This window comes from Parachlamydia sp., assembly GCF_050255895.1.
Classification (GTDB): domain Bacteria; phylum Chlamydiota; class Chlamydiia; order Chlamydiales; family Parachlamydiaceae; genus Parachlamydia; species Parachlamydia acanthamoebae.
Window position 1 is genome coordinate 49233 of record NZ_JBFWIR010000005.1, and the last position, 16156, is coordinate 65388.

At 39.3% G+C, this 16156-nt stretch carries 10 protein-coding genes and 1 pseudogene; 7 read left to right on the top strand and 4 right to left on the bottom strand.

Annotation, left to right across the window (positions count from 1 at the left end; translation table 11 throughout):
• Positions 1-137: 137 nt before the first annotated feature.
• Positions 138-1337, bottom strand: coding sequence for an amino acid permease (locus AB7E63_RS01810; RefSeq protein WP_006340333.1), 1200 nt, complete (start codon positions 1335-1337; stop codon positions 138-140).
• A gap of 123 nt (positions 1338-1460) precedes the next feature.
• Between AB7E63_RS01810 and AB7E63_RS01815 the strand changes: the two genes are divergently transcribed.
• Both AB7E63_RS01815 and AB7E63_RS01820 read left to right on the top strand, forming a co-directional pair.
• Positions 1461-5165 (top strand): DEAD/DEAH box helicase, encoded by a 3705-nt coding sequence (locus AB7E63_RS01815; protein WP_428418531.1) that lies wholly within the window; start codon positions 1461-1463, stop codon positions 5163-5165.
• 103 nt (positions 5166-5268) lie between these two features.
• A pseudogene (locus AB7E63_RS01820) lies at positions 5269-5973 on the top strand (SDR family oxidoreductase).
• 60 nt (positions 5974-6033) lie between these two features.
• On the opposite strand, the gene AB7E63_RS01825 reads toward AB7E63_RS01820, so the two are convergent.
• Together AB7E63_RS01825 and der are read right to left on the bottom strand one after the other, a co-directional pair.
• On the bottom strand, positions 6034-6357 hold the full coding sequence (locus AB7E63_RS01825) for a hypothetical protein (RefSeq protein WP_013924336.1): 324 nt from the start codon (positions 6355-6357) through the stop codon (positions 6034-6036).
• Positions 6358-7091: 734 nt separating this feature from the next.
• Positions 7092-8558 (bottom strand): ribosome biogenesis GTPase Der, encoded by a 1467-nt coding sequence (gene der / locus AB7E63_RS01830; RefSeq protein ID WP_013924338.1) that lies wholly within the window; start codon positions 8556-8558, stop codon positions 7092-7094.
• 305 nt (positions 8559-8863) lie between these two features.
• On the opposite strand from der, the gene AB7E63_RS01835 reads away from it, so the two are divergent.
• The 4 genes from AB7E63_RS01835 to AB7E63_RS01850 all read left to right on the top strand — a co-directional run bounded on the left by AB7E63_RS01835 (position 8864) and on the right by AB7E63_RS01850 (position 13304).
• Positions 8864-9202, top strand: coding sequence for an ASCH domain-containing protein (locus AB7E63_RS01835; RefSeq protein ID WP_039378394.1), 339 nt, complete (start codon positions 8864-8866; stop codon positions 9200-9202).
• Positions 9203-9447: 245 nt separating this feature from the next.
• Positions 9448-11301, top strand: coding sequence for a SulP family inorganic anion transporter (locus AB7E63_RS01840; protein ID WP_059360211.1), 1854 nt, complete (start codon positions 9448-9450; stop codon positions 11299-11301).
• A gap of 133 nt (positions 11302-11434) precedes the next feature.
• The gene (locus AB7E63_RS01845; protein ID WP_013924341.1) at positions 11435-12934 is read left to right on the top strand and encodes a WecB/TagA/CpsF family glycosyltransferase; all 1500 of its coding nucleotides are present in this window, start codon (positions 11435-11437) and stop codon (positions 12932-12934) included.
• 28 nt (positions 12935-12962) lie between these two features.
• On the top strand, positions 12963-13304 hold the full coding sequence (locus tag AB7E63_RS01850; RefSeq protein ID WP_013924342.1) for a hypothetical protein: 342 nt from the start codon (positions 12963-12965) through the stop codon (positions 13302-13304).
• Between the two features lie 61 nt (positions 13305-13365).
• Here the strand turns inward: AB7E63_RS01850 and AB7E63_RS01855 are convergent, their stop codons facing one another.
• A complete protein-coding gene (locus tag AB7E63_RS01855; protein WP_013924343.1) occupies positions 13366-14115 on the bottom strand; it encodes a hypothetical protein in 750 nt (249 codons plus the stop codon).
• A 176-nt stretch (positions 14116-14291) separates the two neighbouring features.
• Here AB7E63_RS01855 and AB7E63_RS01860 point away from each other — a divergent pair, with 176 nt between their 5' ends.
• The gene (locus AB7E63_RS01860; protein ID WP_428418536.1) at positions 14292-16049 is read left to right on the top strand and encodes a hypothetical protein; all 1758 of its coding nucleotides are present in this window, start codon (positions 14292-14294) and stop codon (positions 16047-16049) included.
• Positions 16050-16156 lie beyond the last annotated feature (107 nt).

Here is a 16156-nt window from a genome sequence, read left to right on the forward strand (position 1 = left end):
GATTTGAGAGAGAAATTGTGCACTAATTACAGATTAATCTGTAGTATCACTTTTTAACACTCTCAATTAAACAAAAGCTTAATTATCAGTAAATTATTAAAATACTAGTAAAATGTCAAGCGAATTATCAGGATTAATTAGCTGATTAATTTCTGAAAAGTCAAAGTCAATCCTACTATGATTTCAAATATAACAAACAGGAAGAGAACGCTCAACAAAAGTCTTCCTCCCCACAAAGCATATGGGCCCTTTAAACCCAAACGGTAACGTCCAGACCATACCATTAAAATCGGTAATAAGCCTAATAAAATAGCACATCCAAATCCTCCTGCATACTCTAATGCCGTTAAAAAAATATGCGGAAAAGTAAAGGCAATTGCAAGAGGAGGAATAAAAATGAGTAGGCAAATAAAAAACTTGCCCATCGCTGTTTTTTCAATTTTGAGGCCATCCGCCAAAAAGTCGAGTAATCCTAGGGTAACCCCAAAAAAAGAGGTCACAAGCGCAAAAAAAGCAAAACACTGTCCCACAATATAGACAGAGGGGTGATCAATAAAGTGTTTAAGAGGTTGCACCGCCGTATCTCCATTCTGGAGGGCTTCTGCCAAACCACCAGGACCATAAGTCGGCACAATTCCCAAAATTAGCCACTGCCAAATGATGTAGGCAATGAAAGGAATTGCGCTACCAAACAAAATGGAAAATCGAATCCGTTTGGTATCAAAAGACATGTAGTGCACGAGCGTAGGAATAATCCCTTGGTAAGCAAAGGCTGTAAACGAAACGGGAAGCCCAATCAGTGCTAGCGTCCAATTACGCTCTCTTAAATTTTGAGGATCCACAAACGGGACGCCAATGACAACAAAGGCACAGAAAAAAATGGCAAGTCCCAGCATGAGATAGCTATTGACCCTGCTGACAACATGGGCTCCTGCAAAAACAATTGGTGCAAAACAAATTACAAATAGCAAAGAACCCTGCCATTCAGAAATCGAGTGCGGGAATAAATTGACGACTAAATCTCCACAGCCCACAATGTAAGCGACTGTTAAACAGTAAAAAAGGAACAAATAGACAATCCAGGCGACAATTTTTCCAGGTAAGCCTAGGGTTTGTTCTGCCATGGAAACGATATTCGATTCCTTACCCATCCAAAGAGAGATTTCCAAAAAGAGAAGGCCGGTGCAAGCCATAAAAAGCCAACAAAGTAGATAAATGACCAAAGAAGGAAGAAATCCCCCAAGGCTGGTTAAAACGGGAAGTGCCAGCATTCCACCTCCGACTGAGGTCCCAGCAATTAGCAGTGTTCCGCGAATGATATCTCTAGTTTGGCTCATATATACCTTAAAAAAAATAAATAAATCTCTCAGTGAAAATACGTGTAAAAGTGTATGTTCTATTGCAATCTTTTTCAAGTTGTTTATTCTTCGGTTAAAGCCGGATTAGATAGGAGTTAATCTATGGTTGAACTTCCAGAGTTTTTAAAGTTCTACCAGCAAAGTGCGGAAATCGCATGGAAAAATCATGCAATTCGTGATTTAGAATTTTCTGGTCCCACTTACCAAGTTCAGGTAAAAGACCCACATACGAAAAGAAAAGAGTGGGCGTTTTTACAGCTAGATGAAAAAGGGCAGATAAAGGATTGCTTTTGCTCCTGCATGGGAGAAGAAGAAAATCCTGGTTGTTTGCACCTTTCTGTTGCTTTTTTAGGCATTTATGGAAAGCATCACGAGCCTCTACATCAACGTTTTGAACGTTCTTTGTGGAACCAGTTATGCCGCGGATGTGCCATGCAAGTGGGCTACTCCTCAGATGTGATGACGAAGGTTGACGACACCCTTTATGTGGGAAGTAAGGATGCAGATGTTTGGGTAAAACTCGAATTTCTATCTGCTGAGGTGCAAACGCGTTGGCATCAAATTTTGGATTCTCCCCTAGATGAAACGGAAGAGACCTCTTTAAAATTTTCCAATCTCACACAAGAGGAGCTCATGCAGTGGAGGTCTGGGCAACCGAGCCTTGGCTTGAGCTATGTACTTTCTTTTTGGAGCGATTTAGCAAAATGGCTGATGGAAATGCAAGAATTAGAGCGTTCATATACCATTGATTTTCAGGGTATTACAGGGGAAATTCCTGGTGGCATTTCGATCCAATTTCAAGAAGTGCACCTATACTTTAAACTATCCAAAGATATCCTAGAGCTCATTATTCCTGCGTTAAATACTGTCCACTCTCCTTTAAAAGTGTTTTCTCTTCCCGAAGAGGCCATCGATCAAATTGAATTTGACGATCAAAAAGGAACTATGGAAATCCACATTGCCGAAAACGGCTCTTGGATTAAAAAAAATGGGATCCATTTTCATGAATGGATGTATTTTCCATCCGAAGGATTTTATGCTTTAACTCCTGCTCATCTTTTTCCTGCCAAAAAATTGCACGGAGAACAAATCGCTCAGGCTTTGGATAACCATCATGCTTTTATTAAATCTCGTTTGAAGAAGGTTCAATTAGAAGCAACCCCGCATCCCCTTTCCTATACATTTCAATTTGATACACACTGGAATTTGCACATTGAAGCGCATTTATTTGAGCGTGGAGATCTCTCTAAATCGGGATCCTGGATTTTTGGCGATTGGATATTTCTCAAAGCACAGGGCTTTTTCCGCATTGAAGGGAAGTTTTTTGAGGAAATGCACGTCGTTGTGGCAAAAAATGATATGAATGATTTTGTGAGTCAATATCGTGTATGGCTCAATATGCAACCAGGTTTTGAAGTCCATTTAACGGGCAAAGAGCCTCGTTTGGGCTATATTTTGGATGATGATAATCGCCTGCATTTTTTTAAATCGGTAGAGGGAGAGAAAGGGGTAATTAGAGGGTGCGATTTCGGGGCCTGGGTCTATTTGGAAGCTGAAGGCTTTTATCCCAAAGCTGAAGCGAGTGCTCTTATTGCCGCCCATCCAGGTTTATCGATTTCGGCCGAGCAGCTCCCTTTGTTTATCCGAATGAATCAAGATGAATTGCATCTGATCCCACGATTTTTTAGTGACAGTTGTCCTGTTGCCAAATGTGGCCTGGAAATTTCGGTCAATGACGATCAAGAAGTTATGATCAGTCCCAAATATGAATATACCAAGGGATATCAGCCTGAAAATGTGCGTATTTTTGAAGGCTTTTCCTTTGTAGAAGGAGAAGGCTTTTACGAATTAACGGGTGAACGTTTTCTGCCTGAAAAATACCGTTTCCCATTTGTCGTTGAATCCAAAAGACAAGCTGAATTTTTTTCAGAAGAATGGGAAAGCGTAAAAAAATATGCCTGGACAATTGATCCTAAGCTTGGGGTGCCTCGTTATCAAAGTTTAGTCATCCTAAATCTCATCAAAAAAGAGGTTCTGGAGCGAGGATGGTATGTTCTTAAATTGGCATATCAAACAGATAAGGGGATGGTTGATATTCCCACATTTTGGCGCGCCCTTAAAAATAACCAGCGTTATCTTTTTACAGATGCAGGCCGTTTTGACCTACTGGAAAAAAGGTATGAATGGCTGCGTATATTTGATAAAAAGCGGATCGATCTGCGTTCAAGAAGCATGGCAATGACTGCTTTGGAGCTGATTCGGCTGCAAATTTTGGAAGATGTGAATTTAAGTCATCTCGATAAAGCTTCGTTAAGCGTTTTGCAAGAGCTACTTTATTTTCATCCTCGAGAATTTCCCGATCTTCCCCAGCTGAAATGCCAGCTGCGATCCTACCAGCAAGTGGGCGTTTTGTGGTTGTGGTTTTTGTATCAACACCATCTTTCAGGATTTATTTGCGATGATATGGGCTTGGGTAAAACTCACCAAGCCATGGCTTTAATGGCTATGATCCAGGAATCACTAGCTAAACAAAAAAATAAAATACAGGCCAAATTTCTCATCATTTGCCCCACATCCGTCATCTACCACTGGCAAGAAAAAATGGCGATCTTCTTGCCTTCTGCCAAAGTCTTTACTTTTTATGGAAGTGGAAGACGTTTGGAAGACTTTGATGAGCAGTATGAGGTAATGTTGACTTCCTATGGAGTATGGAGAAATGAACAAAAAGTTTTAACTAAAGTGCCTTTCACCGTCGTTTTTTTTGACGAAGTCCAAATTGCAAAAAATCATACCAGCCAAATCTATTCCTCATTGATGCATGTAAAAGCCGAAATGCGTATTGGCCTAACCGGAACACCCAACGAAAACCATTTAAGGGAGCTGAAAGCTCTGTTTGATATTGTGGTCCCTACTTACATGCCGAATGATGCTTCCTTTCGGGAATTTTTTATCAAACCGATTGAAAACCAAGGAAGTGTAGAAAGAAAGCAACTGCTTTCTCGTTTTGTAAAGCCATTTATTATTCGAAGAAAGAAAGAAGATGTGCTGCTGGATCTGCCCGAAAAAACAGAAGAAATCTCTCACTGCACTTTGGTGGATGATCAAAAACATTTGTATGTGGAGGTCTTAGAGAGATCCCGAGAAAAAATTCTGCAAGTTTTGCATGATCGCACGATTGCCATCCCATATATGCATATTTTTGCCTTGCTTTCCTCACTCAAGCAAATTTGCAATCACCCCGCGGCCTTTTTAAAAACACCTGAAGAATATCAAGATTATTCCTCTGGTAAGTGGGATCTCTTTAAAGAATTGCTAGATGAAGCGCGAGAAAGCTCGCAGAAGGTTGTGGTTTTTTCTCAATATTTGGGTATGCTCGATATTTTTGAGTTGTATTTGCAACAAAATGGGATTGAATACGCCACTATTCGCGGTTCAACCGTCGATCGAAGGGCTCCCATCAAACGCTTTAATCAGGATCCCAACTGCGAGATTTTTGTCGGTTCATTGCGTGCAGCTGGATTGGGAATTGATTTAACCGCCGCATCTGTAGTTATCCACTATGACCGCTGGTGGAATGCTGCGCGTGAAAATCAAGCCACTGACCGGGTGCATCGGATGGGACAAACACGCGGAGTCCAAGTTTTTAAATTGGTTACTTTAGGAACGATAGAAGAGAGAATCGATCAGTTAATTTCGCAAAAAGGGCAGTTATTGGAGGATGTTGTAGGGGTAGATGAACAGCAAGTGTTAAAACAATTCAATCGAGAAGAATTGATTCAACTTTTACAGTTCATCGATTTAGGTTAAGGGATTTTTCTCCAATGAAACGGACCATGCTTACTGTTTTTGTTTGGATTAATTTATGAGGACCTGGTCATGATGGTTTTTTTAGAAAAAATAAGGGGGCATCGTGGCAAAGATCTCTATTATCGGTCGCGCAGTTGCGAAACGATTAGCTTTCGACGGCTTTTCTGTCGTCGTTAATTACGCTAACAGTGCAAATCATGCAGAAGAGGTTGTTGCAGAGATTAAGTCTTCGGGTGGAAATGCGCCATCGCCTTGAAGGGGGGCGTCGCTAATCCTATGGATGTTGAGTACTTATTTGAAGAAACTCTGAAAAAATTTGGAAGAATCGATGTGGTCGTGAACAATGCTGGTGTCATGTCACTTTCTCCTTTGAGGAGATGTGAGCTTTTTGATAAAGTCATTCATACAAATTTGCGAGGAACATTTTTGGTGTCAACACAAGCTGCAAAACGCGTTGCTGAGGGAGGGAGAATTGTTGCCTTTTCAAGTAGCGTATTAGCGAAATCCTTTCCAGCATATGGTTCCCTATATTGCGTCAAAAGTGCGTGTGGAAGGCTTGGTTCACGTGCTAGCTAACGAGCTGCGCGGTCGAAACATTACGGTCAATGCCGTAGCCCCCGGACCAGTTGCTACAGAACTCTTTCTTGATGGCAAAAGCCAAGAGCAGATTGCTCAAATTACGAAATTGGCCCCTCTTGAGCGGCTTGGTCAGCCCTAAGATATTGCGAATGTTGTGTCTTTTCTTGCTGGGCCAGACGGTGGGTGGGTGAATTCTCAGGTTCTTCGTATCAATGGGGGCTTTGCATAGATAGAGGATCAATGGTGGCTGGGGTAATTCTGGAGAGATGCCTCCCCAGAATTTGTCAAATTATTCAGGGCAACCACAGCGATAAGGGCAATACCATACACTGCACCCTTCACAAAAAAAACAGACGGTGGAATGGCCGTTATCACACCAACAGTCGAGGGGTTTAAAAATATAAATTCCTTCTGAATCACAATGAATGCTAGAAACTGGATGTTGCACTCCATCAATATTTACAAACAAACCGGATAAAGTTGTGAGAGCATCTTGGGGTTGGATATAAATTTTGTTTGAAGTGTTAAGTTTTTTTTCGGAAGCAAGAAGATTGTCTACAATTGAGCAAAAGAGCAAAGCACCAAGAATAAAGGCTGCTAGAAGCTTTTTCATGACTCTCCAATTTCAGTTTGATTAATTGAAATGTATCTATGCTCTCGAAATGGAGATCCATTTGAGAAAATCTAATTTTTAGACTCTGCGTTATCTTGGGTATTTAAAGAATTTATGTAAATAAATAATGATAGGGTCTTTTTTGAATGGAGAATGAATTCATTGCGGTGATCAAATCTATTCCAGCGAGCTATGACTTATTTAAATCAATGACCTTTAATAAAGGGCGATTTAGTTTATTAATTGTGCATAGTTTTTGCGAAAATGCTGCAATAGAACCCCTCCATTTTTTTTGAAGAGGTAGTATGTCTCTAACTGTAAAAAACGATGATAAATTACCCAAATCCTTTTTTAGGAAATCGGAAACCATTTATGAGAGATAGTTTAATAGAATAAATTTGAAGTGCGGGTAGAAAAATTTTCATTATGTCAAGCTTGAAAACTCTCAATTGAACAGTGGAAGCTTTCTTTTTTTAAGGCTTATCCCGTCATCTATCCCACCATCGAATCTCTGAAGATGTCAAATTTTTTTGCAGCCGCACGCCCACAACTTAAAGTCCCAGTGAATCCCAGCATTTATTCCCTCGTATTTTAAGTGTCTAAAATGGATGCAAAAAATTGGGAAAATTAACAGATGATGAGAGCAGGACTTTCAGTGAGAGTCAAGAAGGCTGATGAAGGATGTTGATTGAACATTCCGCTCAATCAGCATCCTTTCCCATTTAGCTGACTTTTTAAGGCCAGTTTAAATTATTTTCATCTTCTTCATCCCAATCGGATAATTCGTCGTCAACTTCGAAAGGTTCTTCCTCTTCACTTGGGGTGAAAGCCATTTTAGGGGGTTTTGGACGCGCTTGTTCGCGGGCTTCTTCTTGCTTTTCTTGACGGGTTTTTTCTTTTCCTTTTAAGTGCATCAGAATCGGCACGCCAGTGAAGCCGTAAGCTTCCCTAAACTGATTGTATAGATACTTTTTATAGCTCTCCATCATCAAGTTTGGATAGTTCACGAAGAGGATAAATTTAGGAGGGTTAACTGCCACTTGAGCCATGTAATAAATACGTAAACGTTTACCCATCATCATCGGTGGGTGATTTCGCTGCATCGCAACTTCTATAAACTTATTCAATTGGTGAGTGGTAATCCGTTTTTGTGAATTTTCGTGAACTGTTTGAATTTCCTCAAAGATCTTCTCAACATTTCGTCCTGTTTTTGCGGACATAAAAATCTTGGGGCAGTGATTAAGGAAGGAGGCTTCACTTTCAATTTCTTTGAGGCAATGCTCCATTCGGAAGCCTTTAACAAGATCCCATTTATTGAAAAGTAAAATGCATCCTTTTCCAGCTTCTTCAATCAGATTAGCGATCCTTTTTTCTTGAACTGTGATCCCTTGTTGAGAATCCAGAACCAATAAACAGATATCTGCTCGGGCAATTGCACGTTCTGTACGAATCGCGGCAAATTTGTCCACGACCTCGTGTTCAGAGTGTTTTCTACGGATTCCAGCTGTATCGATAAGCGTGTAGGCATGTTCGTTATGTGTAAAAGACACATCTACGCTGTCGCGTGTTGTCCCCGGAATGGGACTAACGATGCAACGTTGTTCATCTAAAAGGTAGTTAATCAAAGAGGATTTTCCGACGTTGGGTCTTCCAATAATCGCGATTGCTAATGGCTTATCTGTTTCTTCTTCCCCGATTTCAAGGCTTAAAGGATCTAAAGCGGCTTCTAAAAGTTCGGCAATGCGCCAGCTTTGTGTGGCGGATACGGCAACTTTATTTGTGATCCCAAGAGATTGGAACTCATAAATAAGGTGCTCTTGGGAAGGATGGTCGATTTTATTAACAGCTAAGCAAAGTGGTTTTGAGGTGCGCAATAAAATCTGGGCAACTTCATGATCCAGAGCCGTTAAACCGACATGCGAATCGACAACCATCACAATGGTATCGGCTTCCTCGATGGCAATTTCAGCTTGTCTTTTGACTTCTTCATTGAATGGCGCATCAGAGCGAGGGTTAATTCCGCCGGTATCGATGACTTGAAAATGGCGACCAAACAAATCTGCCTCGGCGTAAAGACGATCTCTCGTCACACCTTCTGCTTCATCCACAATGGCAATTTTTTTCCCGCAAATCTTATTGAAAAGGGCGGATTTTCCCACGTTAGGTCGGCCAACGAGAGCAAGTTTTGGTAATCTTGACATAATCAAATCTTTCACCTTAAGTTTTATGAAGTTACTTACTATAAAGAAATAAAGCTTAAAAATAAATAGAGTATTTGATTTTTAGCGAATATTTGAAAATAAAGGCTTTGCTAGTTGCTGTATGAGGTTTTAATCATAAAACGATAGATTTAAAAATTCAAATGGTGATGACTTAAAGAGGTATGCTATTGAAAAAAATATGAAGGAGTCCCACTATGTTTATGGCGATAAATGCTAGCTAACCGATCGAAAAGATATAACGAAGCATCTTCTGGTAAAAGAATTTAAATAAAAAAAGCAAGTCAATGTTAGACATCAACGTAGAAGATCAATATCTTGGACTAATCAAACAAGAAAAGAAAAAAATTGAAGGGCGTTTAGCCAAACCCAAATTTTTGAATTTAAAGCCTGGTGAATTTCTGAGAATAAATAATCGACTTATTGTCACTGTTCGAAGAGTTGATCATTACCCTTTATTTCGAGACATGCTCTACCATGAAGGACTCAAAAATGTGCTACCAGATTGTGCGAGTCTCGATGAAGGAGAAAATATTTACTATCGCTTTTATTCAAAGGAAGATGAAAAAAAATTTGGTGTAGTGGCTATCCAATTAAAGCTTGAGAATAATTTTCCAGATTTGTAAGAAGGTGTCGCGGATTAAACTTGTCATAACAGGGCATTGTTTTGCAATCAGTTGTAAACCACTAAATCCCTAATTTTTAAAAATTATTTCTTTTAAAAAATAGTAATATCGAATACAATTAACTTTTATTTTTTTAATCAAATTTCGGCATTTGTGTTTTTTAATGACAAAATGCGCCTTATCTATGCTAAAACTCAAAAAGAAAGCTGCAGATTTTTTTCTAAATGCTCATGGAGATGACTGAAATGGGCTCTTCGGTTGATCGCATCTCATTTTTTACATCCTTAAAGGATTTGAAAAATTATTCTTGGGGATTTTTAGCTCAAGACGTTAGCGCCGGATTTTCAGTCGCCCTGCTAAGCGTTCCTCAAGCCATGGCCTATGCAATGGTTGCGGGGCTTCCTCTTTCTTGTGGCCTTTTGGCGGTGATTTTTTCTTCTTTAATTGCGGCTACCTGGGGATCTTCTCGTCATTTAATTGTAGGGCCTAGTAATGCCATTGCCATCATGGTTCAGTCGGGGACATCGCAAATTCTTTTTAATTATTTTCGAGATCTTGATGGACCCGAAAGAGAGTGGATGGCGGTCCAGATTTTAACGCAATTGACCCTCCTTGTCGGAATTTTTCAGATTTTAGTGGCTTCATTTAAATTGGGACGCTTGACGCAATTCGTGAGCCATTCTGTTGTTGTTGGATACGTTGTGGGAACAGCCATTGCGATTGTCATCGATCAATTTTACATATTTCTTGGAATTCCTCCTATGGAAGGGGTGCATGCATTTTATGAAAAAGCCTGGTACTTAGTCTCGCATTTAAGCCAATTCCATTTACCTACCCTATTAATTAGCTTGGGAAGTTTGTTTTTGATCGTTGCTTTTAGGCAAAAAGACAAACGGATTCCTGGAGCCGCAATCGCGTTCGGATTTATGGCGATTGTTGTCCAACTAATGGGGTTAAATGTTGAGGGGGGAGAATCTTTTGTGGGAGAGCGCCTGCAACAAGTCGCGTTAGTCGGTGATACTGGCGAAGTTTATACTGGATTGCCTGCGCTTTCGTTTCCTTATTTCAACACGCGCATTTTGAGTAGTGTCGTCCCCGTTGCTTTTGCGATTGCTTTGATGAGTATTCTTGAATCCGCGGCTGTTGCTAAATCAATTGCGGCCATCACAGGCCAGCGGTTATCTCTTAATCAAGATATTTTTGGGATTGGATTAGGAAATTTCTGTGGTTCTTTTCTAGGCGGAGCAATGCCTATTTCAGGAAGTAATTCTCGCAGCATTTTGAATTACATTAGCGGGGCACAAACCCGATTTGCAGCTATTTTTGGGGCCATTTTTGTTGCCACGTTTCTACTCGCCTTTGGATTTTTTATTACACGCATTCCCGTCGGATCTTTAGCGGCTCTCTTGATAGTGACGGCAGTCAGTATTGTCAATCGCAAACAATTTTTACTCTGTTTAAAAGCGACGAATTCGGATGCGCTTGTCCTTTGGATTACGATTCTCTCTTGTGTATTTTTGAGCTTAGACGTGGCTTTTTATATTGGCGTCGTCATTTCAATTACTCTTTATCTTAAAAAAGCGGCAATTCCTCAGCTAATTGAATATGGTATCGATGACTCAGGTAAATGGTGTTCCGCTGATGCAGCCAGAAAAAACGACAAGAAAAAAATTCGAGTCATCAAAGTCAAGGGGGAGTTATTTTTTGGGGCAGCAGATCTTTTCCAAAGTACTCTAAAATCAATTGCTGAAGATGATACAACAACGAAAGTGATTATTCTTCAGCTGAAACATGCGCGCGATCTCGATGCAACGGGTTGCTTGGCTCTACATCAACTTTACAATTATTTACAAAGCTCAGGCAGGCATCTTATATTAAGTGGCTTAACCTTTCCAACATGGGAAGTCTTGAGCAATTCAGCTTTAATCGATCTGATCGGAAAAGAAAATCTGTTCTTCTTAAACGAAAGACGTCCGCATCTCCACATGAAAAAAGCATTGAGAAGGGCTGAGTCTCTTTTGTGTGCTACTTCAACTTCTTTGGAATCAGAAAGTTTGGATCTGGCCGGGGAGAATTATCTAGAAGCTCGCGCAGATTAAAAAAAAAGATAATCCCCTATCTTGCAATCAACTTATTTTTTTGCAATAGTCAGTTTATAAGAGAACATCTTGTAGATTTTTCTTTGCGCAAAACATGTTTGTTGCAATTCAAATTAAATTGAGGAAAGAGACCATGCATCCTCGAGCTCTTATTTTGCTGGGAATTCCTGTCAGTGACTTAACGCAAGAAGAAGCAGTCCAAGTCATTCTGAAAGCGATGGACACTCCTGCAGCCCAAAAAGTTTCCCATTATGTGTGCTTTATGGACATGGAAAAACTCATGCAAATTTGGGGATGGGGCTTAGAAACCATCGAGAACCGTGAACTATTAGCGATGGTTTTTAAATCATTTCTCGTTTTGCCAACGGATCGCTCACTGGCGTGGTTAAGCAAAATATTAGGAAATCCCTTTAAAGAGACGATCGATGGGAACGTATTTTTATCTCAGTTAATAAAAGAATTAGCAAATAAAAAAAAGTCCATTTTCTTTCTAGGAGGAAATGAGGTAGAAGTTAGGGCCTTTGCAAATGGCCTTAAAAGAAATTATCCAGGAATTCAAATTGCAGGAATCGAATGTCCTCAAGTACGTCTTGAAGGTGAGAGCCTCGCTCATATGGATGATTTGGATAATGTCATCGTCGAAGATATTAATAAAGCTGCTCCTGATTTAATTTGGATCCATTTGGGCAGCCCGAAACAGGAAATATGGTTTAAACGTGTTAACCAGCGTTTAAAAGCTCCTGTGACAATCGGAACGGGAGATGCATTTCACTTTTCCGAAATAGATGAGACTTTTCCACAAAAAATACCGAGCTTGTGGCAAAGGACTCTGGGGACGGTGAAATTTTCCTTGCTGACCCTTCCCTTGATCGGCTACCAGAATTTGTTAAGCTTATTTTATCGACATAAAATTGCTAACTCTGTCGACGCAAGTGTTAAAGATCCTCTTTTATTTCTTTCGTCCGAACAAAGCTTTGTTGTCTTTCAGCTTCCTCCCATATTGAATCGGAGTGCCAGTGATCAAATTATGCGTCAACTAAAGGATGCATTTGGCCACCCTTGCCTTATCTTTGATTGGCGTGATGTTGTTTACTTCGATTTAGAGGGACTTAATTTTTTGATTCAAATGATGACGAGGGTTTGGAAAGAAAAAAAAGAAATCTATTGTTGGGGATTGGCATCTCATCTGAAATACTTATTTAAATTGCAGCGCATTTGGCCCCTGTTATCGCCCCATTTCTTTGATACTCCGCCCCAGTTTATTCCCCATTTTTGTGAAAAAGAAAGCGTTAGAGATCATCTCTACCTTTCGATCCAGCAAAAACATGCACATGTTATTGTCACGTTTTTCGGAACGATGGGAAATCAGTTCAATTACACAAGCTATCTAGCTAGCTGGATACCCATGATCGAAGATAAGGGGTGCATCTTAGATTTTACTTACTGTACAGCAATTGATAGTCGAGCATTCGGATTTTTGCTGCAACTAAGGAATTATTTAAAATCTCATCACAAACCTTTGAAAATTTGCGGTCTCAGTCGCAGTTTAAAGCACGAATTCGTCTTAGCAAAAGTGAATGATTCATTCAAATTTTTTCATAATCTAGAGGATGCCCTAGCTAAAGCCTCTTAATTTAAAACTCAAGCCATTGGAGGAAAATATGAGAAAAAAAATCATTCTTTGGATGGTTATTGGGTTATGCGCATGTTCTTCAATCGTTTTTAGTGAAGATGTTTCTAAAGAAAAACCTAAAGAAGAGGTTGAAGAAGAAGAGCATATTCATGATGAAGAAGTGGCAGATCGGAATTCCAAAGAGCGAGATCAGAGAAGTTTGTATCTTCAAAATCAAGACAACGTGCGTCGTAGAGCGGAAATGCGCTACAGCCGTTGGCAAAGAGCTCAAAGAAGACAAAACCGGTGCTGTCGCGACGGTGCTGCAGTCGAATTTCCTTCTTCAAATCAATCCATTGGTCTTAGCGAAGAAATCTTTGATGTAGAATAATTACGCATGCAAATAAATGATTATTCTTCAGATCCGTTGAGGAATAATCATGGTGTGTAACTTAGGACTGAAAGGCTTCAGAAAAACTTTTAGGTAATTTTCCTCTTTGAATTTCATGAAAATCTTTTAAGCTGAATACCTTAGCATCCATACCAGCATGCATGCCATTTGCATGTAAAAAGGCATTGAGGTAGACTTCACCAAGAAATTTTTTTTCAGTATTTTTATCTCTAGGAACGAGTAGAATTAAAATTTTAGATTTTTCTTCGGGAGTCAGGTTTAAGGCTAGATTAGGATCCCATTGCCCATCGTGACCAAAGATGATATCCGATTGGTCACCGCTTTGAAAAAAACAATAAACTTTATCGTAATGGCAAGATGTTTCTTTGTGTCTCTTTAAGCCAGTAATAATTGTTTCAATCCATCCATTTATTTCTGATTGGCGACGCCTCAGAGGGGGTTGATGTTTTTGAACAATCACATCCCATTTAGGTGAGGGCTTGACCTCTCCACATACCTTTTCCATGAAAATTGCGGCGAGATTTTGAGAATCAGAAGAGCTCGCATTCAGCTTATTTAAAAGAGCTTTTTGATCAAATCGAAATGTCTTGCTATAACCTGAAGATTTAAAAGTTACGAAGTTGATGATTTTTTGAATAAAAGAGGGCGGTTTTTCATTAGGATTTACGATCTTAATTTTCACCTTTTTATTGAAAAGATTTAGAATACCATTTTTTTGCAGTTCCTTATTAGGATCGAAATCTGATAATTTCTTATTAAATTCATTAAAATCCATTCGATATGTATGCATAAATTTCCCCTTCTTTATCTAAATAAATTATATCTGAAATTTTGAATGTTTTCAATTTCAGAAATCTGAATTTTTAAAATTTTATGAAAATTGATAAAATAGAAGGAGTAAGTGATTGAGATAAACTCATAAATTAATTATAACTTTTTGTTTAAGTTTAATAAAAAAGGAATTCTATGAATTTTAATAAGTCTATTTCTGGAATTAATGCATTTACAAATCACCCGCTATGGCAGGCTGCTGAAAATTATCTGCGTGTCGGCAATAAGACTTATCAAGTAAGGATGATGAGCGAGAATACTATGGTGCTTGAAGCCAAAGTTAAAAAAACAAATTTTGTATTACTTGCGTTAAAAATGTTTTCCTATATCTCGATCGCATTACCTGTGGGAGCCTTGATTATTAAACATCAACATCGGAAAAAGCACACCTTCAAAATCATCGAGCTCGCAAGCCAAGTTCCCCCAGAAAAAAGAAATGCGGCCGTATATAAAGCTTGTTTAGAGACTTTTTCAAAAAAAAATGAAGATGTTTTAGGGAATGTTTTCACTCAGCTTAAGCCAAGGTATTCTCAGCATTTTTTCGAAGCAAAGAAAGAATTAGATGAATCTCTTCAAAGTTGCTCAACTTATTTCCAGTCTCAGGATAATGTGATTCAAAATATCCACTCAGCTCTCCAGGGGATTTTAGATCATCCACGTTCGCAAGAAAAAATCGATCATGCTCGAAATGTTTATAAGGCATTAGCTTTTTTTCTGCGAGCGCATACGAATGAGGCCTCCATCCCTGTTTATCGAGATTATATGGAAGAGAATTGTTTCTTTGACGGAGTCCATTCAATACATAAGCCGAGCTGTTATCTCTTGCAAGGAGAGAGCGTCTCTGCAAGTGAAAAGGAAAAACATGTTGTTGTCTTGTTTTTACTCAAAAAATTAAGAAGGCAAATTAAGCTTGCTTCTAAGCACGATAAAATTGCGAGCATGATAGAAAATTCAGCGGAAATTCAAGAAATTTCCCAAGAAGTTGTGAAAAAAGCGCTAGCTTACCTGAATTTAAGTTGGCTGCACGGGACAAAAGCCAATGTGATTAAATCTGCTTGTGAAAAAACGAATAACAAGTTGCTTTGTGTGGGAGCGTTGCGACAACTTCAAGTGCAAACCTTATCGGGTGAATTGAGCGATGGAGCAGGCGTGAATGGAATTAACCAACGCTTTCTTTCTGGTGTAGGTTTGTCCTCGGCTTCTAGAAGTATTAAGTATGCTAAATCTTTCAGTTTTGATTTAGAAGCTGAACTCAATCGTTACCAAAAATTTCTCACAACAGAATTGAGCTTTAAGACCCACCGAGATTTTTTAGATGCCGCTTCACTTGGACGTACTGTTGAAGCTTTAAAGCGGATTAAGAAATTACAGCCGGAAACATTTGAGCAAGATAAAGAATTGATCATCAAAAAGATTGCAGAAATTCGTGCTGGAATACAAAAAATGTTCGATGAAAATGCTGATGTGCTTTTCGCGCGTATGCAATTGTGCTACGGAGTTTCCTTTTACAATTACATGAAATCCTTTGAAGAGCTTGAATCGATTTTTGGGCTTGAAGCGGAGGTTATTGATCCTGAAGATCAAGAATTAGCTAAAATTGGGGTTGTGGTTGCCTCAAAGAATCGCCAAGGAATTACGTATGATTTGAATCCCGCATACGAAGAAAGTGAAGAGGTTTATATGGGCGGCATTGAATTAGCGAAAGAGGCTCAAGTGTTGTTTGTAAGGAATGAAGATCTTTCCAAGGTACAAGCACTTGTTCAAGCAGTGGGTCTTGAAGAAGTCACAGTGGAATCCATGGATGTTCTTAAAGCGGCGTCCAAAATGGATCAAATTTTAGCGCCTTATTTTTACGATGTTTATAATATCCGAAAGTGGAAAACTGCGGTATGATTTCTGCTAAATAAAGCCACAGACGTTTTATTGGTGTCATCCTGAGGTGATTTGTTCTTTTAAAAAATCTAGCAGTACGATAAAACAGAGCATATTATCTATAGGTT

What these genes read in the sequence shown, in the direction of transcription:
- AB7E63_RS01855 (WP_013924343.1), bottom strand. Translation starts at nt 14,115, where the DNA reads ATGCATACATATCGAATGGATTTTAATGAATTTAATAAGAAATTATCA.
- AB7E63_RS01825 (WP_013924336.1), bottom strand. Translation starts at nt 6,357, where the DNA reads ATGAAAAAGCTTCTAGCAGCCTTTATTCTTGGTGCTTTGCTCTTTTGC.
- AB7E63_RS01840 (WP_059360211.1), top strand. Translation starts at nt 9,448, where the DNA reads ATGGGCTCTTCGGTTGATCGCATCTCATTTTTTACATCCTTAAAGGAT.
- AB7E63_RS01835 (WP_039378394.1), top strand. Translation starts at nt 8,864, where the DNA reads ATGTTAGACATCAACGTAGAAGATCAATATCTTGGACTAATCAAACAA.
- AB7E63_RS01845 (WP_013924341.1), top strand. Translation starts at nt 11,435, where the DNA reads ATGCATCCTCGAGCTCTTATTTTGCTGGGAATTCCTGTCAGTGACTTA.
- AB7E63_RS01850 (WP_013924342.1), top strand. Translation starts at nt 12,963, where the DNA reads ATGAGAAAAAAAATCATTCTTTGGATGGTTATTGGGTTATGCGCATGT.
- der (WP_013924338.1), bottom strand. Translation starts at nt 8,558, where the DNA reads ATGTCAAGATTACCAAAACTTGCTCTCGTTGGCCGACCTAACGTGGGA.
- AB7E63_RS01860 (WP_428418536.1), top strand. Translation starts at nt 14,292, where the DNA reads ATGAATTTTAATAAGTCTATTTCTGGAATTAATGCATTTACAAATCAC.
- AB7E63_RS01815 (WP_428418531.1), top strand. Translation starts at nt 1,461, where the DNA reads ATGGTTGAACTTCCAGAGTTTTTAAAGTTCTACCAGCAAAGTGCGGAA.
- AB7E63_RS01810 (WP_006340333.1), bottom strand. Translation starts at nt 1,337, where the DNA reads ATGAGCCAAACTAGAGATATCATTCGCGGAACACTGCTAATTGCTGGG.